Raw genomic sequence first — 22,558 nt, forward strand, 5'->3', positions numbered from 1 at the left:
TTGTCTTTCTCGCTGATTACGCTGATTTTACTGATTACCTTGATTTTACTTTTTGGATTTTTAAAGGATTTAAAATGATTGGGGAGATATAAGCGAAAATATCCGCTTATATCTCCCCAATCATTTTAAATCCTTTAAAAATCCAAAAAGTAAAATCAAGGTAATCAGTAAAATCAGCGTAATCAGCGAGAAAGACAAAATCCGCTTTGATCAACCGCTTATGCTTTAGAATCCTATCGTCACCCCGGCAAAGAAATTAATCCCCGCCATCGGGTAATAATAATTGTCGTACACCACACGGTTACTAGCCTGATCATAGCTGCTGTAGGTACTTCCGTTGGGCTCATACTTCACGTTGAAGATATTGTTCAGCATGAATTGCAGCCCAAGTTCACGGAATAACGGTTGCGGCACTACGTAGTTGATACGCAGGTTGTTTACAAAGTAAGCATCCAGGCTGCCGGCTACATTGGAGGTGTTATCCATATACTGACGGCTTACATATTTACCCAGCACATCGATGTTCAGGTTTTTAACCGGTTTCACGGTTAACGTTAACCCACCTACGAAAGAAGGGGAGAAAGAAATATCTGTTTTGTTGAACACCTGGGTATGTGATGCATAGTCGGCGTCGTAAGTAACGGCATGATAGTCCAGTACTTTGTTTTGGCTCAAAGCTGCATTGGCGGCCACACTCACGATACTTCCCAGTTTTACATTTCCATTTACTTCAATACCCATGCGGTAGCTTTTAGGAATGTTGGTACGGATGTATGCACCCACATCATTGAGCATACCGGTTTGCACCAGCTGGTTTTTGTAGTTCATGTAATACACGTTGGCCTGGATGGCAGCGATGTTGTTGTTCCATGAATAGCCGGCTTCCACGTCACGGAGCACTTCCGGTTTGGGTGTTGCTGTACCAAAGTTATTTTCAAAGTCTACGCGGTTGGGCTCTTTGTGTGCAATAGCCACAGAAGCGAATATACGGTTGGTAGGGTTGATGTTATAGGAGATACCTGCTTTCGGATTAAAGAAATTATAGTTCACATGTGCAATGTATGCGGGAGCGGCTTCAAAGCCATCCATGTTGTACATGATGTTGCGGTATTGCATATCTGCGAAAATGCTGAGGGCAGAAGTGAGTTTATATTCTCCTTTCCAGTAGATATTGAAGTCGTTTTTAGCAGCAGGATAATTATAATATTCATGGTCTTTATCGATGCCTGTTTGTGCCCAGATGATTTTGCCGTAGTGGTCGCCGGTATAGCGGTTCCAGCCGCCGCCAAGGCTCCAGTTGAACTTGTCACCGGTGCGGTTTACCGAAAATACCGAGCCATAGAAGTAGTTGTCCAGCCACAGCTGACGGACGAGATCAGTGGTATCAACCTGTTTGCCGTTGATCACTGGTCCTTGCAGGCCGTATTCAGAGAAAGGTTGTTGAGCTTTGTACTGTTCGTAGTAGCCGCGTCCGCGGGTGAGGTGGAAGGCCACGTTGAAGTTGAGATGTGAATTTACTTCCTGGTTCAGGAATAGCTGGTAATGATCCTGTTGGTAGTTATCTGTTTCATTATCGTACGGGGTGCCTGGTTTATCGGTGCCTGCAGAATTGTAGGTGCGGTCTGTTTCCAGGAGTGCCTGTGGTACGCCGTTCCATGCCTGGTATGTTTTTTCTTTTCCGGAGAAGACGTTCAGTCGGATGGCTGTTTTGGCAGAAACGTAGGCGGCGGAAGTATAGAAAGAGCGCAGGTCGGAAGTAGCGCGATCGATATATCCATCTGATGAAATTTTGGAAAGGCGTGCGTCGATGGTGAAGTGATCGTTGATGAGGCCGGAACCTGCTTTCACCGTATGTTTCCAGCTATTGAAAGAACCGTAGCTGTTGCTGATTTCGCCGTATGCTTTTTCATTGAATTCGTTGGTGCTGAGGTTCAGCGTGGCGCCAAAAGCAGCAGCGCCGTTGGTAGAGGTACCTACGCCGCGTTGCAGCTGAATGCTGCTCACAGAGGACGCAAAGTCGGGCATATTCACAAAAAATGTTCCCTGCGATTCCGCATCGTTTACCGGGATACCATTTACCGTAACGTTGATGCGGGTGATATCGGAACCACGCACGCGCATGCCCGTATAGCCGATACCGGTACCTGCGTCTGAGTTAGTAACTACGCCTGGTTGCTGATCCAGCAGTATGGGCAGGTCCTGGCCAAGGTTTTCTTTCTTAAGGTCTGCCGCCGTTAAAGTGGTGTTTACGAAAGGCGAATTTTTACCGGCGCGTAAACTGCTGATCTCTACAGGTTTTACAAACAGTGCTGTTGTTTCCAGCGAAATGTCTGCCAGCTGCGTGGTGTTATTCGCGGTAATGGTAGTGGTAAATGTTTTGAAGCCAATGTAGCTGGCAGTTAAGGGATAACTTCCTTTTTTAGGAAGATGAATACTGTAGTGGCCTCTGCTGTCGGTAACAGCGCCGGTTTGGTTGATGGAGATGGTAACACCCTCCAGTGGCTGGCCGCTGGCTTTACTGGTAACGGTACCGGTAACCAGGGATTGTGCATGTAAAGTGCCTGCTACAGATAGCAGCACTAATAACATTAGCTGTTTCATTTTAAATATCCTGTTTTCTGTTAGTTCATTCCTAACCAGCATTACCTGGTCCAGGTTCATTGGGTGTGATCTCAGCCTGAAAGTAAGGCACCCCATGTATTGTGTTAATGCAAAGGTATACTTGTATCTATAATAAATCAGAAATTATTTTTTGGGAGAAGGAAAAATGCGTAATTTTCGGAGATACTTCTCTCAGTCATCTTTTATAAATTTTTAATCATTTAAATCTTTATTTCTGATGATCAAACTTCAGTTTATCGGGCATCTTGGCCGCGATGTAGTGAAAAAAGAAGTCAACGGCGCCACTGTTTTCAATTTTCCGGTAGCGGTAAATGAGCGTTTTAAAAACGCGCAGGGCATACTGGAAGAAAGAACCACCTGGGTGGATTGCTCGCTCTGGGACAAGGCCAATGTAGCTCCTTATTTAACGCAGGGTGTAATGGTGTATGTAGAAGGCGCTCCAAAACTGGAGGCTTATGTAAGTACAGCTACCGGTGCGTTATGCGGGGCTATCCGGCTCCGGGTGTTTTCACTGCAGTTACTCAGCCGTAAGGACGAGGAAAAGCGGAAAATGCCGGTCGCTGAAATGACCGTACCCGAGGCAGAGCCCGTTCAGGAGCAGCCGGCTGACGATCTTCCATTTTAACAATGTATGAAGCATTCCAATATGAAAGCCAACCAGTTACGGTTGGCTTTTTGTTTTTCTTTTAAAAAAGATTTGGAGCGGATTGAAATATTTGTATCTTTGCACCCTCATTGCGAGGTAGAGCAGAGGTAGCTCGTCGGGCTCATAACCCGAAGGTCAGTGGTTCGAATCCGCTCCTCGCTACAAAATAGGTACGTCAGCGTCCATAAAAAAGATTAAGAGCCGAAGAAATTCGGCTTTTTTTATTTCGGTAAGTTTGAGTTGTGAAAGCAACATCACCAGGTTTTAAATGTCATCATGCATAAGGCAGGTTTTGTAAATATTTTTGGTAAGCCCAATGCGGGAAAAAGCACCTTGCTGAACGCCATCATCGGCGAGAAGCTGGCTATTATTTCCCCCAAAGTGCAAACCACGCGGCACCGTATTACAGGCGTATTAACGGACCCTGCGTATCAGATCGTTTTTTCTGACACGCCGGGCATCATTGATCCCAAATACAAGCTGCATGAGAAAATGATGGGTGCGGTTAAATCCGCCCTCGAGGATGCTGATGTGGCTTTGCTGATCATGGATTCGAAAGATTCTATGGAAGAAAACCTGGAATTGTTTGATTCACTGAAATTGAAAGTGCCGATCGTTCTCATCCTTAATAAAATGGATAATATCCTCAAAGAGGATATGGAAGTTCTGGTAGAACGCGCCAAAGCCTGGGGCAAAGCAGCAGCGGTAGTACCGGTGTCTGCAATGCAGAAGAAAGGTATTAAAGAGTTGCTGGCTGAAATTATAAAGCTGTTACCTGACGGCAATCCGTTCTATCCGGATGATACACTAACGGACAAGTCTACACGTTTTTTAGTGGCAGAAATGATCCGTGAAAAAGTATTTCAGTTGTTTGAAGAAGAGATTCCTTATCACACCACGGTAATTGTTACACAATTCCAGGAAAAGGAAACACTGACAAAGATCACCGCTGAAATCATCGTCACCCGCGACACCCAGAAAGGAATTATCCTCGGTGAAAAGGGTAAATCCATCCGCGAGCTGGGAACATTAGCCCGGCAGGAGATAGAGAAATTTATTGAGCGGAAAGTATTCCTGGAACTGTTTGTGAAAGTACGCGGCAAATGGCGCGACAACGACACTTTCCTGAAGGAATACGGATATTAATCATTGCAAAATTCCTGGATGTATTATCCAGGTTAGTACGACAAAATATAATAAAAAAATGGCAGGATTTACAGCAGCTATAGTGGGTCGCCCCAACGTAGGCAAGTCAACGTTGTTCAATCGTTTACTGGAACAACGGAAGGCCATCGTGGATGACCAAAGCGGTGTAACCCGCGATCGACAATACGGTATTGCCGACTGGAACGGCAAAACCTTCAACGTAATCGATACTGGCGGATTTGTAACCAACAGTGATGATGTATTTGAGCGGGAGATTCGCAAGCAGGCAAAAGTGGCTATGGAAGAGGCCAATGTAATCATCTTCATGTGTGATGTAACCACCGGTATTACCGACCTGGATGCAGACGTGGCAAACATTCTGCGTCGCACCTCCAAACCGGTTTTCCTCGTAGTAAATAAAGTAGATAACAGTCAGCGTCAGCTGGAAGCCACTGAATTCTACAGTATGGGCTTCGAACATATCCACTTCCTTTCGTCCATGACCGGTAGCGGTACCGGCGAATTGCTGGATGATGTGGTAAGCTTTATTACCCCGGAAATGGAAGACGCCAGACTGGACACAGATATTCCTAAAATAGCGATCATTGGTCAGCCTAACGTAGGGAAATCATCCCTGCTGAATGCATTGGTAGGCGTAGAGCGTAATATCGTTTCCGAAATTGCCGGTACTACCCGCGATACCATTCACACCCGCTATAATATGTTCCAGAAAGATTTCATGCTGATAGATACCGCTGGTATCCGTCGTAAAACAAAAGTGCATGAAGACCTGGAATTTTATTCCGTGATCCGCGCCATCAAGGCGGTAGATGAATCTGATGTAGTGATGCTGCTGCTGGATGCCGAAAAAGGAATCACTGCACAGGATCTCAGCATTTTTAGTCTCGCTGCCCGTAAAGGTAAAGGCGTAGTGGTGCTGGTGAACAAATGGGACCTCGTGGAAAAAGGTACCAACACCGCCAGGGATTATGAAAAAACACTGAAAGAGCGACTGGCGCCATTCTCCGATGTGCCCATCATCTTCACTTCTGTAACTGAAAAGCAACGTATTTTCAAGGCGATTGAAACAGCCCTGGACGTATACGAAAACCGTAAACGCCGGATCCAGACTTCCGTGTTAAACGATGTACTGCTGAAAGCTATTGAAGCGTATCATCCACCGGTGGTAAGAGGTATTCCTATCCGTATCAAGTACGTAACGCAGATCCCTACGCATACACCTGCATTTGCGTTTTTCTGTAATCTCCCGGATGATGTGAAAACACCATATCGTAACTACCTGGAGAACCAGATCCGCACGAAATTCAACTTTACAGGCGTTCCATTGAAGATCTTCTTCAGAAAAAAATAAATACTTACCGAAAAAGCAGGCAGCAGATTTTGTATTTTATAAATTTTGCATACCTTTGCGGCGGTTTTAAAAATAAAACAACCTAAAAAATGAAAAAATTATTCGTATTCGCTGTTGCCGCTGGCATGTTCTTCGTTGCTTGTAACGGTGGTAGCACTCCTGCTGCTGATTCTGCTGCAACTGCACCAGTAGACACTATGAACGCTGCTCCAGTAGCAACTGCTCCAGTTGATTCTGCTGCTCACGTTGATTCTGCTGCTGTAACTGCTCCAGTTGATTCTGCTGCTGCAACTCCAGCTAAGTAAGAGATTATTATAACAATAATATCTTTTCTTGCAAGAAATTAAGAAGCCCATCGCTTGTGCGGTGGGCTTTTTCGTGTGTGCGCCTTCGCGCCTTCGGCGCTGCGGAAATTGTCTTGGCTCAGGATTACGCTGATTATACTGATTTGTTTGATTTTTACTTTTTTGATTAATAATAACTAAGGGAGATAAGAGCGAATATTCGCTTCTATCTCCCTTAATCCTTTATAAAATCTAAAAGCAAAAATCAAACAAATCAGTATAATCAGCGTAATCCTGAGCCAAGACAATTTCCGCAGCGCCGAAGGCGCGCGCTAATCCTCGAGTATACTCGCCAGGTTGATCAGTTCATCTTGTTTGTAGGCGTCTTTGTCGTCGCGGAAGCATTTGGATAATTCTTCCAGTAAGAATTGTATAATGCGTTTGTTGGATTGTGGTTTGAAGTAAGAAGGCACCGGTGGCACAGAAACCCTTTTCAGATAAGTGTCTACATCCTGCTGGGTATATATCTGGCCCTGTATGGGATCTATAAAGAACAGGATCCGGTGGTCATCAGGTTCTATCGGGGTGGAAAAATCGATGTAGCTGTCGAAATACGCCAGGATAAACTGCCGGGGAATATTCACTGCATACACCGGTAAATCCAGCATTGTGCACAGGCTCTGGTAAATGATTCCATTGGTAACAGGATTACCTTTTTTGGATTCTACTACCTGGTTAATAAAAAACTGATTTTTACGCTGGTAAGAAACTTCTTCTCCTTTAAGGCCAAAGTAGTTATAGATCATGCTGTTCAGTACATTGATCTGTTCCAGCGGTGTAAGATAATTATTGAGTTCCAGCCATATATTACGTTTGATCCGGTCTATTTCCGCAATGATCTGCGCATCCATGAGATCGGGAAACTGGTACCGGGCCGCCAGTATGGCGCCCTGCATCAGGTCCTGTCTTTCTGAAAGCCCCCATACACGCAGCGCCGCCTGCAAATCCTGGTAATGTACCCGGTGAATGAGCAGTTCTATCCTTTCCTGAATAGCCTCGTCAATTGTATTCTCCCACAAATTCTCCAGGTTCGGAATGATATCTTTACCGTACAGTAATATTTTACTGGCAACCGTATCAAATACCTCCAGATCCGGATCATCCAACAGGTGGAACAAAGCGTTTATTTCTCTGTTTTCGTTCATACCATTATTATGATCATGTGGTAATCATTAAATAATGTGATCCTGTCGGCAAATTAAATAATAAGCATACCATTCACACTGCAGTTATTATCATTGCCCCATTTTTCAGCATATTCTTACCACAGCGTTAAGCTTTTTTCTTTCTGGGAGGCGCCTTTTTCTTAGGTGGATTTGCTTTAACGTCTTCAATGATCGCTTTGGCATCTTCCACTGTCAGATCAGCTGCGTTATCTATTTTCTCCTTCGGTATCTTATAGTTCTTCAGGCCTTGCTTAATATAAGGACCATATGGGCCCTTCAGGATCTGAATTTTCTCCTTTTCAAATATCTTGATAGTCCGTTCGTCTTTGGCGGTGCGTTTCTCCGCAATCAGCGGCGCTACTTCATCCAGTTCCACCGTATAAGGGTCCATTTCCTTTTTCAGGGAATAAAACTTCTTATCGTGCTGTGCATAAGGACCAAAACGGCCAATATTTACAATAACCTCGGAGTCCTCGAACTGACCCAGGTTACGCGGCAATTTAAACAATTCCATGGCTTCATCCATGGTGATGGTTTCAATGCTCTGGGTAGATTTCAATTTGGCAAAGCGCGGCTTTTCCTCATCTTCCACACTGCCTATCTGGATCATCGGGCCATAACGGCCCATGCGGGCTACAATGGGTTTACCGGTAGCGGCATCGGTGCCCAGCGGACGTTCTCCTTTTACACGCTCTGCATTTTCCAGGGTGTTTTCCACATCTTTGTGGAAAGGAGAATAAAATTCGCTGATCATCGTGTTCCATACCTTCTTACCGCTGGCAATTTCATCAAACTCCCCTTCAATCTTGGCGGTAAAACCGTAGTCCATTACATTATTAAAATACTGGTTCAGGAAGTCGGTCACAATCATTCCCAGATCGGTCGGGAATAATTTTGATTTTTCTGCACCGGTATTTTCCGCATCGGTTTGTTTTGTAATCTTATCGTCCTTGAGGCTCAGGATACGGAAATCTCTTTTTATTCCTTCTTTATCCCTTTTTTCTACATAGTTACGCTTCTGGATAGTGGTAATGGTAGGTGCATAGGTAGACGGACGGCCAATGCCCAGTTCTTCCAGTTTCTTTACCAGGCTGGCTTCCGTATAACGGGGAGCCGGGCGGGAGAATCTTTCAGTGGCTTTCATCTCTTTCAGATCCAGCGACTGTTTTACTGCCAGTGGCGGTAAAGAGCCTTCCTGTTCTTCTTCTGTTTCATCCTCATCGTCATGGCTCTCCATATATACTTTCAGGAAGCCGTCGAATTTCAATACTTCCCCGCTGGCACTCAGCTCTTCGTGGTTGGTAGAGATATCGATCTTGGCGGTGGTTTTTTCCAGTTCCGCATCTGCCATCTGGCTGGCGATAGTACGTTTCCAGATCAGTTCGTACAGTTTGCGGGTATCGCTGTCATCTACCGTGGTGTTTTCCATGTAGGTAGGACGGATGGCCTCATGCGCTTCCTGTGCGGACTCATTCTTATTTTTAAATTTCCGGTGCTGATGGTATTTATCACCGAAACTGGTTTTGATCGCTTTTTCAATTTCACCGATAGCGGTATCCGACAGGTTTACGGAGTCGGTACGCATATAGGTGATATTACCGCTTTCATACAGCTTCTGGGCCAGCAACATGGTTTTGGAAACGCTGTAGCCTAATTTGCGGCTGGCTTCCTGTTGCAGGGTAGAAGTGGTAAAAGGCGCTGCGGGTGATTTCTTACCTGGTTTAACCTGTATGTCTTTTACGGTATAAGCCGCTCCAACACATTGTTCCAGGAATTTCTCCGCATCTTCCGCGGTTTTGAACTTACCGGGACCATCTGCCTTGAAGGAAATGTTCTTACCATTAATATCCTTGCCGGTGAAATAAGCTTCCACTTTAAAGGTGCTCACCGAATTAAAGGTATTGATCTCTCTTTCCCTTTCTACAATCAGCCGTACCGCTACGGATTGTACGCGTCCGGCCGACAGGGAGTTGCGCATGCTCATTTTGCGCCACAGTACCGGGGAAATTTCAAAACCTACGATGCGATCCAGGATACGGCGGGCCTGCTGTGCATTTACACGGTCCATATCCAGGTGACGCGGATGTTGTACCGCAGCCTCAATAGCAGGCTTGGTGATTTCATGGAAAACGATACGTTTGGTCGTCTTTGGGTCCAGGTTCAACACCTCACACAGATGCCAGGAAATGGCCTCCCCCTCACGGTCCTCATCCGTTGCCAGCCATACCTCATCGGTATCCTTCGCCATCTTCTTCAGCTCTTTCACCACCTTTTCCTTATCTTCCGGGATCACATACTTAGGCTTGAAGTTATTTTCAATGTCTATCCCCATGTCATCCTTCTCCAGGTCACGTATGTGACCGAAGCAGGATCTGACTTCGAAGTCTTTGCCCAATATTTTTTCTATGGTCTTGGCTTTCGCCGGGGACTCAACTATAACTAAATTTTTTGCCATGTATGCTTCTTTATTGTGCTGCTAAATACGCAAATTCTATAAAATAATTACTGCAATGAATTCCGCAATAATATAAAAGTACCATCAAATTAAAAAATAAGGCACTCTTAAACGTTAAAATACGTTGTAATGTAATGAAAAAAACGGGGACCCGCTAAAACCCGTATATTAGAAAGCACGAATCAGACGGATACCGGCGGTTTGTTATTTTAAAATTAATTATAATGGATGTAGTTATCGTTGGCACTGGCAATGTTGCGCATTGTTTCGGACACCTCTTAAAAATTCATGGGCACCAGGTAAAACAGGTGGTGAGCCGGAACAAGGAACACGCCAGGGAACTGGGAGAGATGCTCCACGCAGATTATACAGACGATCTGCAGGATATAAATATGGACGCAGACGTATACCTGCTCGCGGTAAGTGATGCAGCCATCCCCGAACTGAACGACCAGCTCCGCTTAGGGAAGCGTATGGTGGCGCATACCGCAGGGGCTGTACCCCTGGCGGCGATCTCCCGGATATCATCTAATACGGGGGTTGTATACCCGTTACAATCGATCCGCAAGGAAGTGAAGAGCTATCCGCCCATCCCGGTGATGCTGGAAGCCAGCAACGACGAGGTGCTCCGGCGACTGCAATCGCTCGCCCAGAGTATTTCCGGCAGCGTTACCGTTACTTCCTCGGAACAACGGCTGAAATATCACCTCACGGCGGTATTATGTAATAATTTTACCAATCACCTGATCGCACAGGCAAAAGCCTATTGTGAAAAAGAACAGCTGGACTTTAACCTGTTACAACCTATTATAAAGGAGACTTTCGACCGGCTGGAGAAGTTTGCACCAGAGTCGGTACAAACCGGTCCGGCGCTGCGCCAGGACGAAACCACCATGAGCCTCCACCGCGAATTGCTGGCCGGTGACCCCTATCTGCAATTGGTTTACCAGGTGATGTCTGACGCCATTTACCAGTTCCATAATAAATAGAGAATAAGCGATTCTTAATGCGTAATTGGCTATTTTTGGCCCCATGAACGTATTGGCTTTATTTAAATCTATCACCACCTTTGTGCTGGACGTGGATGGTGTACTCACCGATGGCACCCTGCAATTGCTGCCGGGAGGTGAAATGTCCCGCAGGATGAACATCAAGGATGGTTATGCTTTACAGCTGGCGGTAAAAAAAGGTTATCGTGTGGTGATTATCTCCGGGGGAAAATCAGAAAGTGTGGTGAGCAGGTTACAGGGACTGGGTATAAAAGATATCTTCACCGGCATACACGATAAGCAGGAGAAGCTGCAGGATTATGTTTTTGAAAATGATCTTCGCTGGGAAGAGATATTATATATGGGAGATGATATCCCGGATTATCTGCCTATGCAACTGGTGGCTTTGCCCACCTGCCCCGCAGATGCGGCATCCGAAATAAAAAGTATTTCCAGGTATGTGTCCCCATTGCCCGGAGGCCACGGTTGCGTGAGGGAAGTCATGGAAAAAGTATTGAAACTGAATGGACATTGGTTAATGGATGAAGGAATAGCATCGAAATAATAAAAGAAAAACTATGAAGCTCTGGGCTGCATTTTTTAAACTGATCAGGTACCCAAACCTGATATATATTGGCCTAACCCAGTTTTTACTGCAATATTGCGTAGTAGAGCCGGTTTTACGCAGCTCCGGCGAAGAGCCGTCACTGCCGGTTCCCCAATTTATTTTATTAAGCCTGTCTACTATATTGGTAGCAGCTGCGGGTTATATTATCAACGACTATTTTGATATTAACATAGACATTGTCAACAAGCCCGATAAAATGGTGCTGGACAAAATTATCAGCCGCCGCTGGGCCATGGCCTGGCACACCATGCTTAACCTGGCCGGCGTGTCGCTGGGTTTCCTGGTAGCTTGGAAAACAGAGCAGTTTTACCTCGGCTTCACCCAGGTAATCTGTTCCCTGCTGCTCTGGTTTTACTCCACTTCTTTTAAAAGACAGGTACTCATCGGGAATGTGGTCATTTCATTACTAACTGCCCTGGCAGTAGTGGTGGTAGGATTTTACGAAAAACAGATCTATCATAGCTTTGAAGCCATCTTGTCGCCCACCGGCCGGAAGCTGATCCAGATCATCGGGGTGTATGCGTTATTTGCATTCCTCATTTCTATGGTCAGGGAAATTGTGAAGGACCTGGAAGATATGATGGGCGACAGCAAAGACGGGTGCCGCACCCTGCCCATTGCCTGGGGAGTGCTGGCTGCCAAACGCTTTTGCAATGCGCTGTTGCTGGCACTGATCATCATTATTCTCCTGGTGGAAATCCGGGTGTGGATACTTGGCTGGTATATTGCCATCGGCTATCTGTTCCTGTTTGTACAGGTGCCCTGTGCTTATATCTACCTGAGGTTAAAAAAGGCAAGCCTGCCGGAACATTATCACAAGGTGAGTTCCCTGGTGAAAGTAATTATGCTCACCGGTATTTTATCAATGATATTTTTTAAACTTTATTTATAGAGATGTATAACCGCGCGCCCGTTATCCTGGCTTCCCAGTCGCCACGCAGAAAGCAGCTGCTGGAGCAGGCCGGAATCCCTTTCCAGGTGAAGGTGGTAGAAACCGCAGAAACTTTTCCTCCCGGGCTGGCCATACCCGACATCCCGGTTCATATTGCCCGGCAGAAAGCGGCCGCTGTGCAGCACCTGTGTGAGGCCAGCGATATCATTATCGCTGCAGATACAGTGGTGGTGCTGGATAACAACATTATCGGCAAGCCAAAGGACCGTGAAGATGCCATTGATATTTTGTCGCGCCTCAGCGGGCGTGAACATCGTGTAGTCACCGGCGTTATTATTCAACAGGGAGAAAAAGAAGTCGCTTTTTCCAAAACAACGGCCGTGCATTTCAAGCCGTTAACCACCGGGCAGATCACTTATTATGTGGATAAGTATAAACCTTTTGATAAAGCCGGGGCTTATGCGATCCAGGAATGGATCGGCGCTGTGGGCATAGACAGTATAAACGGTTGCTTCTATAATGTAATGGGGCTACCGGTGAGCAGGGTAGTGGAAGAACTGGAAAATTTTTAAACAAGAGGAACGGCGCAGGGAACTGCGCCGTTTTCATGATTGGTTTTTGCTTATTACTATCTTTATTCCAATACGAGAATATTCACATCTTTATTTTTCAGCCAGCCGGCTTCTCTCAGTTTCTGTAAGTTAATAGTACCTACCACATAGCGCCATTCAGTAGATTCATATTTCTCAGAGATATTGAAGAACTCTGCCAGGTCCACCTGGTCCGGTGTTTTGTAGCGCAGGTATACTTTCAGGTTTACGTCGTTGGTAAAGTTGGGCTGATTGTTTTGTTTGATCTTTTTGTATTCGTAGCGGTAGTTGTATAACAGGGCAGAGATATCGGATAATACCGCGCTGCCGGTAGCCGTACCGCCTGCGCCTTTGCCTACAAAAAATTGTTTATCGGTGAATGCGCTTTCCAGCAGGATACCATTGTATTCGTTATACACATCATAAAGCAGGTTGTGTTCCCTGATCAGGTGTGGCAGCACATACGCAAATACGTGACCGTTCTGGCGGCGGCATTGCGCAATCAGTTTGATGGTACAATTTCTTTGTTTGGCAAATTGTATATCAAAATCATTGAGGTGATGGATACCGAAATTGAACACTTCTTCCGGTTTCACAAAGGTGCCGAATGCGTGCAGCAGCAGGATCACTATTTTAAATTTCGGATCATATCCTTCGATATCAAGTGTAGGATCTGTTTCCGCGAAACCCAGGTCCTGTGCCTGTTGCAAGGCAGTGGCAAAGCTGAGGTTCTCTTCAAATATTTTGGTAAGAATATAATTCGTAGATCCGTTACAGATACCTTCTACAGCATTGAGCAGGTCGTTATCATAATATTCTTCCAGGTTGCGGATAATGGGAATACTCGCACAGCTGGACGCTTCATACAGGAATGGCACTTTGTTTTCTGCCTGCAGCTGGTATAGTGCGGGCAGGTTTTCAGCGATCATACGTTTGCTGGCGCTTACTACGGCTTTGCCGTTGCGGAGTGCTTTGCTTACTATTTCGAAGGCTGCTTCGGTGTCGTTGATCAGTTCCACTACTACGTCAATGGTAGGATCTTCGAGGATGTCGTTTTTATCTGTCGTAAAGTAGCTGCTATCGATAGGTCTTGATTTATTGGGGTCTTTAATACAGATTTTTTTGATCCGTGCATTAATACCTTTTGTTCTGTTCAAAACTTCATAGAGTCCTTGTCCTACGACGCCAAATCCGAAAATGCCTAAATTGATGATCTTGTTTTCCATACTTTTTTTTGAGCTTTCCGCCGTAGGGGTCAGTCTTTCGCTGTACAGAGATGATCAGGTTCTGAACATTGAAAGTGGTGTGCTAACCGCTGACGGCTATTGTAAAACAGTAATTTGCTTGCCGGCCGGATGGTTTAATTTATCCAGCGCCTGTTTCAGGTCGTTGATCAGGTCATCAGCATCTTCGATGCCTACTGATAAACGGATGCAGGAGTCCTGCAGACCTGTTTTTCTCCGGAATTCTTCCGGTATGGTACGATGCGTCATGGTGGCCGGATGGGCCAGCATGCTTTTCACGCCGCCAAAGCTTTCTGCCAGCTTAAATAATTTGGTGGCGTTTACGATACGTATAGCGTTTTTGATATTGTCGCTTTTCAGGGAAAAGCTTACCAGTGCGCCGTAATTTTTTTGTTGTTTACGGGCAATGTGATGATTTTTATGAGTAGCCAGTCCGGGATAAAATACTTTATCCACAGCGGGGTGTGTGGCCAGCCAATTGGCGATGGCGTTGGCGTTGCTGCATTGTTTTTCCAGGCGCAGGTATAATGTTTCAATACCGCGTATGGTGAGCCATGCTTCAAACGGGCTGAGGATACTGCCGGAAATATTCTGGTTGTACCGGATCTGGTCTGCCAGTGTTTTTGAGTTTACGACTACGAGGCCGGCAATTACGTCACAGTGTCCTGCGAGGTATTTGGAAGCGCTGTGGATAACGAGGTCGGCGCCCAGTGTCAGCGGCTGTTGCAGTAATGGTGTGCTGAAGGTATTGTCTACCGCCAGCAGGATGTTATGTTGTTTAGCAATTTTGCTGATAGATTTAATATCAGATACGCGCAAAGTAGGATTGGTAGGGGATTCCAGCCAGATGATCCTTGTATTGGGCGTGATGGCGGCCAGTACTTTATCGAGGTTGCTGGTATCTACAAAATTCACTTTGATGCCAAAGCGTTCAAACATGTGATTAAAGATCTGGAAGATGCCACCGTAGGTGTCTTCCACGGCCATGATCTCATCGCCGGTCTTTAACAGCTTCAGCACCGCATCTATGGCCGACATACCGCTGGCAAACGCAAATCCGGCAAATCCTTCTTCCAGGTTGCAGATAAGGTCTTCCAGCACTTTTCTCGTGGGATTGTTTGCCCGCGAAAACTCAAAGCCTTTATTGATGCCGGGTGATTCCTGCACAAAGGTGGACGTTTGATAGATAGGCACAGAAATGGCGCCTGTCAGTTCGTCTACCGGGATGCTATGAATCAGTTGTGTAGCTGTTTTCATGTTATAAATTATTTTTAATGATGTTCAATGTGCACAATTGCCAACTGCAACGATATCATTAAAGATCAACTTAAACAACAACAAATCCATGAAAAGGGTGGGGAAGGGGCATAAAAAAAGCTCTCCCGTTTGTTGGAAGAGCTCCTTTAGAAAGTTATATATCTCTGTGAAGTATTATCTCTGCCAACTTATCTTTCCCCGATTTGCACCGGGGCAGGAATTAGCACCTTTTTCCCGATTATAATAATCAGGAAAGGTTGCTAAGGCATCGCAGGGCCAAGTCCCTCCGCCTTTCTGGATAAGTGATGTGTAAGAACTGGCGCAAAGGTAATATGACTTTGAGCAGATTTCCAAATTGGAGCTGAATTTTATTTATTAATCGATGTTTTATTACCTTTGGATGATATTATTTTGTACCCAACCATATCTCTTATGTTTGTTAACCCGTTGCTCTCAGAAGAGCTGTTCCAGCATATCTGGGCATTCCGGCTATTTAAGCAGGATCATCTAACCACTACCGGCGGAGAATCAGTACAGGTCTTGTTTCCCGGTAGTCACAACCACAATGGCGGGCCGGATTTTTCGGCCGCAAAAATCAGGATCGGGGCTACTTTATGGGTAGGCCAGGTGGAGCTGCACCTGCGTACATCCGACTGGTTCCGGCATGGGCACCAGCATAATCCGCAATACGGGCGAATTATCCTGCATGTGGTGTTTGTACACGATATGCCCGCCGTAGGAATGGGCGAGGCCCCCTGCCTGGAATTGCAGCAGCATATTCCCAAGTTGCTCCTGCAGCGGTATGAGGAGCTGCGGCGGTTGTCGCCTTTTGTTCCCTGTGCCCCGCATGCTGCGCGGGTGCCGCCCCTCATCTGGCTTAGCTGGAAGGAACGCTTGCTGGCAGAGCGCTGGGAACGTAAGATCGGCAGCCTGCGGGCCTGGCTGCAGCATAATCGCTACAACTGGGAAGAGGTGTGTTACTGGGCGGTAGCGCAAAGTTATGGCACGCCCGTAAATACCTTACCGTTCCTGCAGGTGGCACAGTCGCTGCCCTACAAAATGCTGATGCGGTACCGGCACCTGTTGCTTCAGCTGGAGGCCCTGCTGTTTGGCCAGGCAGGTATGCTGGAAGCGCCCCAAACAGACGGATATGCGTTGCAGTTACAGGATGTTTACGGGCACCTGCAACACAAGTTCCGGCTAAGTCCTATGCCCGCTCACCAATGGAACTGGCTGCGGATGCGGCCTGCCGCCTTTCCTACCATGCGGCTGGCGACTTTTGCGGCGCTTTTGCAGCAATCTCCCCACCTGTTTTCCCGCATACTGGAAGCCCCCGACGTAACAGCGCTGGAACAGCTGTTCTTCGTACAGCCGTCGGCGTACTGGCATACGCACTACTGCTTCGGGCAACCCGTGGCCCGCACACAACGGCCGGGAAAACAGGCGGTGCAGGGCATCCTGATCAACACGGTATTGCCATTGCTGTTCCTGTACGGACAGGATAAGAACGGGAAATATTACCAGGAAAAAGCATTGCATTTCCTGCAACAGCTGCCGCCGGAAAAGAACCACATCACCAACAGCTGGAGCCGGCTGGGCGTAACCCAGGAAAGCGCTATGGAATCGCAAGCCCTGTTGCAGCTGAAGCAACACTACTGCGACGAGAAGAAGTGCCTGCATTGCGCCATAGGAGCGAAGATCATCGCGGGGGTGTGAGGAGGGCGCCTCGCCTTCGGCGATGCGGAAATTGTCTTGGGCGCTGATTACGCTGATTATACTGATTGGCTTGATTTTTACTTTTAGATTTTTAAAAGATGAAAGGGAGATAGAAACGGATATACCCGCTTTTATCTCCCTTCATCTTTTTAAAATCCAAAAAAATCCAAAAAGTAAAAATCAAGCCAATCAGTATAATCAGCGTAATCAGCGCCCAAGACAATTTCCGTACCGCCGAAGGCGGTACTACCAGTTAAAGGTTACGTCCTGCACAATATCCGGGTGCACGCTCTTGGCCACCGGGCAGGTGAGGGCGGCTCTTTCCAGGATGGTTCGTTCCTTTTCACCGAAACCGTGGCCGGAGGGGAAGTCGAATACGATGGTTACACCGGTAATGCGGCGGGGATCTGAGCCCATTATTTTCTGAACGCTTACTTTGGTGCCTTCAATAGCCCAGTTATTATCCAGCGCCTTGATACCCATGATGCTGAGCATGCAGGAACCGAGGGCGGTAGCCACCAGGTCGGTCGGGGAAAATCTTTCTCCTTTACCACGGTTATCAACAGGGGCATCTGTTTCGATAACAGTGCCTGATTGCAGGTGGGTGGCGGTTGTACGAAGTTCGCCGGTATAGATAATAGATGCTGTTTGCATGATATCTTTTTAAATGATCAATCCGTAAAATTAAATGTATTTTTATTATAAGTGTATTCCCTGGCAGTGAAGGCCCTGGTAAACTAAAAAAAAATTAGCTACGTTTGTAATATATACATAACAATACCTTTGTTCAAGCGTTTAATTATTATAACAATAGCCCACTGTGAAAAAAATATACTTAATCCTGTTTTTAGCAACAATATCCGGCGGCTTGTTTGCGCAATCCACCTCACGGCAGCAGCAAAGCACTAATAAGAAGAGCGATAAGGAACAGCGTAAGCTGAAGAAGATCTCCATTTTCCGTGAACAGGAGGAAGGGGAAAACGTTTTCCAGCGCGACTTTTCCGCGGGTGCCCGGCTAAATACCGACGGCTGGTCCGGCTTTGCGGAACTGGGATACCGGAAAACCAGGAAAAAGGTGAATTATTTCCAGTTTGAGTTTGGAGAGAAGAAAAGTCACAAGGAAGTAAAGAACAACAGCGGTTATGCCTTTACCCAGCGTCCATTTATATACGGTAAACAGAATAATTTCTACCAGGCTAAGCTGGGCGTGGGTCAGCGGTATCTGATCGGTGGCAAAGCCAATAAAAACGGGGTAGAAGTAGACGCCATCTATTACGGAGGCGTATCCCTGGGGCTGTTGAAACCTTATTACCTGAACGTGCAGGACGAAAACGGCGAGAATGTGGATATCAAATACAGCCCGGAAACGGCAGACCTTTTCCTGCATAAGGAACAGATCAATGGCGCCGGCGGCTTTGGTAAGGGCTGGAATAACCTCAGTGTGGTACCGGGTTTACATGCCAAATTGGGCATGCGGTTCGACTGGGCCCATTTTAACGAGGTGGTGAGCGCCCTGGAAGTAGGGGTAAATGCTGAATATTACACTAAAAAGATTCCTATTATGGTGACAGTGGATGGCGTTGACCCAAATAAACAGTTCTTTTTTAATGCATATATCAGCATCCAATTCGGGAAGCGCTGGAATAAGAGATAAGTATTAACTTTGCTCTTCTAAAGAAAGGAATAAGCGATGCAAGAACTACCCGTAATAGCCGCCGAACCGGCTACAACAAGAGTAAAAAAGCCAGACTGGCTGCGCGTTAAATTACCCATAGGCGAGAATTATAAACAGGTTAGAAACCTGGTAGATACCCATAAATTACATACGATCTGCGAAAGTGGTAACTGCCCTAATATGGGCGAGTGCTGGGGAGCCGGTACCGCTACTTTCATGATCCTGGGAAATATCTGTACCCGTAGCTGCGGTTTTTGCGCCGTAGCCACCGGTCGGCCGGAGGCAGTGGATTTTGATGAACCACAGCGTGTGGCCGAAGCCATTTACCTGATGAAAGTAAAACATGCCGTTATCACCTCTGTGGACAGGGATGAACTGAAAGATGGCGGTTCCATTATCTGGGCCAACACCATCAATGCCGTAAGGGCATTGAACCCGGAAACCACCATGGAAACCCTTATCCCGGACTTCCGCGGCCAATGGGAAAATCTCCAGCGCATTATCGATGTGGCGCCCGAAATTGTATCACATAACCTGGAAACCGTAGAACGTTTAACCAAACAGGTAAGGATACAAGCCAAATATCACCGTAGCCTGGAAGTGATCCGTCGCCTGAAAGAAGGTGGCATGCGCACGAAGAGCGGTATCATGCTCGGTTTGGGCGAAACAAAAGAAGAAGTAGTACAGGCCATGCAGGACCTGTACGACAACGGTTGTGATGTGGTAACGCTGGGCCAGTATCTCCAGCCTACTCCAAAACACCTGCCTGTTGCCCGCTTCGTGCATCCTGATGAATTTGCCGAATTACGCGAGATAGGTTACAATATGGGACTCGACTACGTAGAGTCAGGACCGTTAGTAAGATCATCTTATCACGCAGAGAAACATATTGTCAGCGGTCGTAATAAAGGATGACCGGAACTGATTTTCACTTAATTGTTAAAATCCACCCAAAAGGGTGGATTTTCGTTTTCATAGCGTTATCTTAGCGCCCGAATTCGTTTTACCTAAGCAACAGAATCATTTTGTTGTTCACCTACTTCGCTGTTATACGTTGTATTCAGATACCTGAAACCATCCTGGAAACCGTGCTGATAAAGTTTCAGATGATTTTGAATTCGCAACTCTCTTATCGACCTACCTGTTTGCTGTAATGATTACAGCTTAACATGTTTTTGCGGCAATTAAAAATGTTGGAGTGCGTACAGCGCTGCAACAAATACGGGATGATAATGCCATGCCATGAAAGAAATCAACTGCTTGCTGGTATACATTATTTTCTTTCGATTGGTACAATGATGAACTGAATGTCAAAAGCCTTTTATGAAAAGAGCATTTTATTTGTTAGCTGTGGCGTGCGGACTATTTATATCCCCGCAGGTATTTGCACAGCAATCTACGGACTCTCTGTTAACCAGCGCTACCCTGCAGGAATGTGTGCGGTATGCCCTTTCCCATCAGCCGGTCATCAGGCAATCGCGCATCGATGAAGCGATTACCGACAGAACAGTGAAAAGTAAGCTGGCCGACTGGTATCCACAGATCAACCTGGATTATAATATCCAGCATTACCTGGAACTGCCCACTTCCATTTTTGGTGGTAATCCTACCAAAGTAGGCGTGGCCAATACTTCTACCGCGCAGTTCGGACTGAATCAGAACCTCTTTACCCGCGATCTCTTACTGGCCACCAATACGGCGAGGGATGTACGGAAACAAAGCCATCAGACCACAGCACGCAACCAGATAGACCTGGTGGCAGATGTGAGCAAGGCTTACTACGACGTACTCCTCACTACACAGCAGATCAAGGTATTGAGTGAAGACATTATCCGCCTGGAACGCAGCCTCAGAGACGCGAATAACCAATACGCCAGCGGTATTGTGGATAAAACGGATGCCAAGCGCGCTACCATTTCGCTGAACAATGCCCGCGCACAACAAAAAGCCGCGCGTGAACTGCTCACCTCCAAACAGGCTTACCTGAAGGAACTGATGGGATATCCGCTGAACGGCGGCGATGTGCCACTGACAGCCGATTCCGCTTCCGTAGCAGCAGAGGTAACAGGGGCGGACACCCTGCTGACAGCCGATTATAAAAACCGCATTGAATACCAGTTACTCGAAACACAGCAAAGCTTACTGCAGGCTAACCTGAAATACAATAAATGGAGTTACCTGCCCACCGTATCTGCTTTTATTAACTACTCTTTTGCTTACCAGAATGAGCAATTTGGCAAGTTATACAGTGAGAATTTCCCCAACTCTTTACTTGGATTGAAATTATCCTTACCCATTTTCCAGGGAGGAAAAAGAGTGCATAACATTCGCATGGCAGAACTCCAGATCCAGCGTACACAATGGGATTTCGCGGCTTTAAGAAGCCAAATTAATTCGCAGTACGCACAGGCAATGGCTGCATATAAAAGTAATTATAACGACTATCTCACATTGAAAGAAAATGTACAGATGGCACAGGATGTATACGATATGTTACAACTGCAGTATAAAGAAGGAATTAAAACTTACCTCGATGTACTGGTGTCTGAAACAGAACTGCGCACTGCGCAACTGAATTTTTATAATTCCATGTACCAGGTGCTGTCCAGCCGGATAGACCTGCAAAAAGCATTAGGAACCTTAACCGCTAATTATTAAATGGTAACCGGAACGGATATGAAAAAAATGAACAACATTGTCTTAATCAGCGCTGCCAGTATCCTGGGCTTTACTGCCTGTAAAGGTCCTGCCCAGAAAGGAGCGCCTGCTGTGCCCCCTACACCGGTAAATATTGCGGAGGCATCCGTAGCACCGGCCGTTTATTACGATAAATATCCCGCCACAGTAGTAGCGTTGAACCAGGTGGAACTGCGTTCCCAGGTGTCAGGGTTTATTACCGGGATCTTTTTTAAAGAAGGTGAAGTGGTGCAGAAAGGAAAGACCCTGTATGAAATAGACCGCCGTAAATATGAAGCGGCTTATCTGCAGGCGCAGGCAAATGTGGCCAGCGCAAGAGCCACCTTTGAGAGAGCAAAAAAAGATGACGACCGTTACCAGCGACTGGCAGAGCAGGATGCGGTGGCCCGTCAGATATTGGATAATGCGAAAGCGACGCTGGAAACTTCCCGCAGCCAGCTGGCTGCCGCAGAAGCCAACCTGTCTGCTGTGCGTACTGACCTGGATTATTCCCTGATCAAAGCGCCGTTTACCGGGCGTATCGGTATCTCACAAGTAAAGCTTGGCGCACAGGTAAGCCCTGGTACAACCCTCCTGAATACCATCTCCAGCGAAAACCCGATAGGTGTTGATTTCGTGGTAACAGAAAATGATATCTCCCGTTTTGCCGCCATGCAGGGCAGCAAAGCCAGCGACTCCACCTTCCGTTTGCAGTTGTCCGATGGCACAGAGTTCGTTCATGCCGGTAAGATCCTGGCTATCGACCGCGGCGTGGATAACCAGACCGGTACTATTCGCGTGCGTATCGAATTCAGTAACCCCGACGACCGCCTGAAAGATGGTATGAGCTGCGTATTGCGTGTGTTGAACGAACAATCCGGCGAAAGGCTGATCATTCCTTACAAAGCGATCACCGAGCAGATGGGTGAATACTTTGTATTCATCGCAAAAGATTCTGTGGCAGCCCAGCAAAAAGTACATCTCGGACCAAGAATCGGCGACAGGATCGTGATCATGGACGGTATACAGGCCGGCGATAAAGTGATTACAGAAGGCTTCCAGCGTTTACGTGATGGCGGCAAGATACAGATAGGAATACCAGCCGCAACAACAGGCGCGCCTGCGAAGAAATAGTTTATC

The 22,558-nt window shown here is 46.6% G+C and carries 18 protein-coding genes, 1 tRNA gene, 1 pseudogene and 1 riboswitch; of the genes and pseudogenes, 14 read left to right on the forward strand and 6 right to left on the reverse strand.

Features of this window, described 5'->3' with window-relative positions:
* Positions 1–225 precede the first annotated feature (225 nt).
* Positions 226–2,601, reverse strand: a complete 2,376-nt coding sequence (locus QFZ51_RS09765; protein WP_429045425.1) for a TonB-dependent receptor — start codon at positions 2,599–2,601, stop codon at positions 226–228.
* A 238-nt stretch (positions 2,602–2,839) separates the two neighbouring features.
* On the opposite strand from QFZ51_RS09765, the gene QFZ51_RS09770 reads away from it, so the two are divergent.
* The 5 genes from QFZ51_RS09770 to QFZ51_RS09790 all read left to right on the forward strand — a co-directional run bounded on the left by QFZ51_RS09770 (position 2,840) and on the right by QFZ51_RS09790 (position 6,091).
* The gene (locus tag QFZ51_RS09770) at positions 2,840–3,247 is read left to right on the forward strand and encodes a single-stranded DNA-binding protein (RefSeq protein WP_370909726.1); all 408 of its coding nucleotides are present in this window, start codon (positions 2,840–2,842) and stop codon (positions 3,245–3,247) included.
* 111 nt (positions 3,248–3,358) lie between these two features.
* Positions 3,359–3,430 (forward strand) — tRNA-Met (locus tag QFZ51_RS09775).
* A 114-nt stretch (positions 3,431–3,544) separates the two neighbouring features.
* A complete protein-coding gene (gene era, locus QFZ51_RS09780) occupies positions 3,545–4,414 on the forward strand; it encodes a GTPase Era (protein ID WP_079468984.1) in 870 nt (289 codons plus the stop codon).
* A 58-nt stretch (positions 4,415–4,472) separates the two neighbouring features.
* Positions 4,473–5,786: a ribosome biogenesis GTPase Der gene (gene der / locus QFZ51_RS09785; protein ID WP_429045428.1), complete on the forward strand. Its 1,314-nt coding sequence runs from the start codon at positions 4,473–4,475 to the stop codon at positions 5,784–5,786.
* An 89-nt stretch (positions 5,787–5,875) separates the two neighbouring features.
* A complete protein-coding gene (locus QFZ51_RS09790; RefSeq protein WP_429045429.1) occupies positions 5,876–6,091 on the forward strand; it encodes a hypothetical protein in 216 nt (71 codons plus the stop codon).
* 311 nt (positions 6,092–6,402) lie between these two features.
* Here the strand turns inward: QFZ51_RS09790 and QFZ51_RS09795 are convergent, their stop codons facing one another.
* Positions 6,403–7,275: a transglutaminase-like domain-containing protein gene (locus tag QFZ51_RS09795; RefSeq protein ID WP_370909729.1), complete on the reverse strand. Its 873-nt coding sequence runs from the start codon at positions 7,273–7,275 to the stop codon at positions 6,403–6,405.
* A gap of 127 nt (positions 7,276–7,402) precedes the next feature.
* Entirely contained in the window at positions 7,403–9,751 is a 2,349-nt protein-coding gene (topA, locus tag QFZ51_RS09800) for a type I DNA topoisomerase (protein ID WP_370909730.1), read from the reverse strand.
* A gap of 224 nt (positions 9,752–9,975) precedes the next feature.
* Between topA and QFZ51_RS09805 the strand changes: the two genes are divergently transcribed.
* From QFZ51_RS09805 to QFZ51_RS09820, 4 genes and pseudogenes are all read left to right on the forward strand, one after another.
* Complete coding sequence (locus tag QFZ51_RS09805; protein ID WP_429045431.1) at positions 9,976–10,740, forward strand: Rossmann-like and DUF2520 domain-containing protein; 765 nt, start codon at positions 9,976–9,978, stop codon at positions 10,738–10,740.
* Positions 10,741–10,783: 43 nt separating this feature from the next.
* Complete coding sequence (locus tag QFZ51_RS09810) at positions 10,784–11,305, forward strand: KdsC family phosphatase (protein WP_429045433.1); 522 nt, start codon at positions 10,784–10,786, stop codon at positions 11,303–11,305.
* Between the two features lie 10 nt (positions 11,306–11,315).
* A pseudogene (locus QFZ51_RS09815) lies at positions 11,316–12,260 on the forward strand (geranylgeranylglycerol-phosphate geranylgeranyltransferase); the annotation flags it as partial.
* A gap of 2 nt (positions 12,261–12,262) precedes the next feature.
* Positions 12,263–12,832, forward strand: a complete 570-nt coding sequence (locus tag QFZ51_RS09820) for a Maf family protein (protein WP_370909733.1) — start codon at positions 12,263–12,265, stop codon at positions 12,830–12,832.
* Positions 12,833–12,894: 62 nt separating this feature from the next.
* Here the strand turns inward: QFZ51_RS09820 and QFZ51_RS09825 are convergent, their stop codons facing one another.
* Both QFZ51_RS09825 and QFZ51_RS09830 read right to left on the reverse strand, forming a co-directional pair.
* The gene (locus QFZ51_RS09825) at positions 12,895–14,076 is read right to left on the reverse strand and encodes a homoserine dehydrogenase (RefSeq protein ID WP_429045436.1); all 1,182 of its coding nucleotides are present in this window, start codon (positions 14,074–14,076) and stop codon (positions 12,895–12,897) included.
* A 96-nt stretch (positions 14,077–14,172) separates the two neighbouring features.
* A complete protein-coding gene (locus QFZ51_RS09830; protein ID WP_429045438.1) occupies positions 14,173–15,351 on the reverse strand; it encodes a trans-sulfuration enzyme family protein in 1,179 nt (392 codons plus the stop codon).
* Positions 15,352–15,536: 185 nt separating this feature from the next.
* Positions 15,537–15,656, reverse strand: a riboswitch (SAM riboswitch).
* A gap of 127 nt (positions 15,657–15,783) precedes the next feature.
* Here QFZ51_RS09830 and QFZ51_RS09835 point away from each other — a divergent pair.
* Complete coding sequence (locus QFZ51_RS09835; protein WP_429045440.1) at positions 15,784–17,067, forward strand: DUF2851 family protein; 1,284 nt, start codon at positions 15,784–15,786, stop codon at positions 17,065–17,067.
* A gap of 246 nt (positions 17,068–17,313) precedes the next feature.
* On the opposite strand, the gene QFZ51_RS09840 is transcribed toward QFZ51_RS09835, so the two are convergent.
* Positions 17,314–17,721, reverse strand: coding sequence for an OsmC family protein (locus tag QFZ51_RS09840; protein ID WP_429045441.1), 408 nt, complete (start codon positions 17,719–17,721; stop codon positions 17,314–17,316).
* Between the two features lie 166 nt (positions 17,722–17,887).
* Here QFZ51_RS09840 and QFZ51_RS09845 point away from each other — a divergent pair, with 166 nt between their 5' ends.
* From QFZ51_RS09845 to QFZ51_RS09860, 4 genes are all read left to right on the forward strand, one after another.
* Positions 17,888–18,721, forward strand: a complete 834-nt coding sequence (locus tag QFZ51_RS09845; protein ID WP_429045443.1) for a hypothetical protein — start codon at positions 17,888–17,890, stop codon at positions 18,719–18,721.
* Positions 18,722–18,757: 36 nt separating this feature from the next.
* On the forward strand, positions 18,758–19,657 hold the full coding sequence (gene lipA / locus QFZ51_RS09850; protein ID WP_079468971.1) for a lipoyl synthase: 900 nt from the start codon (positions 18,758–18,760) through the stop codon (positions 19,655–19,657).
* Positions 19,658–20,065: 408 nt separating this feature from the next.
* The gene (locus QFZ51_RS09855) at positions 20,066–21,400 is read left to right on the forward strand and encodes a TolC family protein (RefSeq protein ID WP_429045445.1); all 1,335 of its coding nucleotides are present in this window, start codon (positions 20,066–20,068) and stop codon (positions 21,398–21,400) included.
* 18 nt (positions 21,401–21,418) lie between these two features.
* Positions 21,419–22,552, forward strand: a complete 1,134-nt coding sequence (locus tag QFZ51_RS09860; RefSeq protein WP_429045447.1) for an efflux RND transporter periplasmic adaptor subunit — start codon at positions 21,419–21,421, stop codon at positions 22,550–22,552.
* Positions 22,553–22,558 lie beyond the last annotated feature (6 nt).

This window comes from Chitinophaga sp. W3I9, from assembly GCF_050434025.1.
Taxonomy (GTDB): domain Bacteria; phylum Bacteroidota; class Bacteroidia; order Chitinophagales; family Chitinophagaceae; genus Chitinophaga.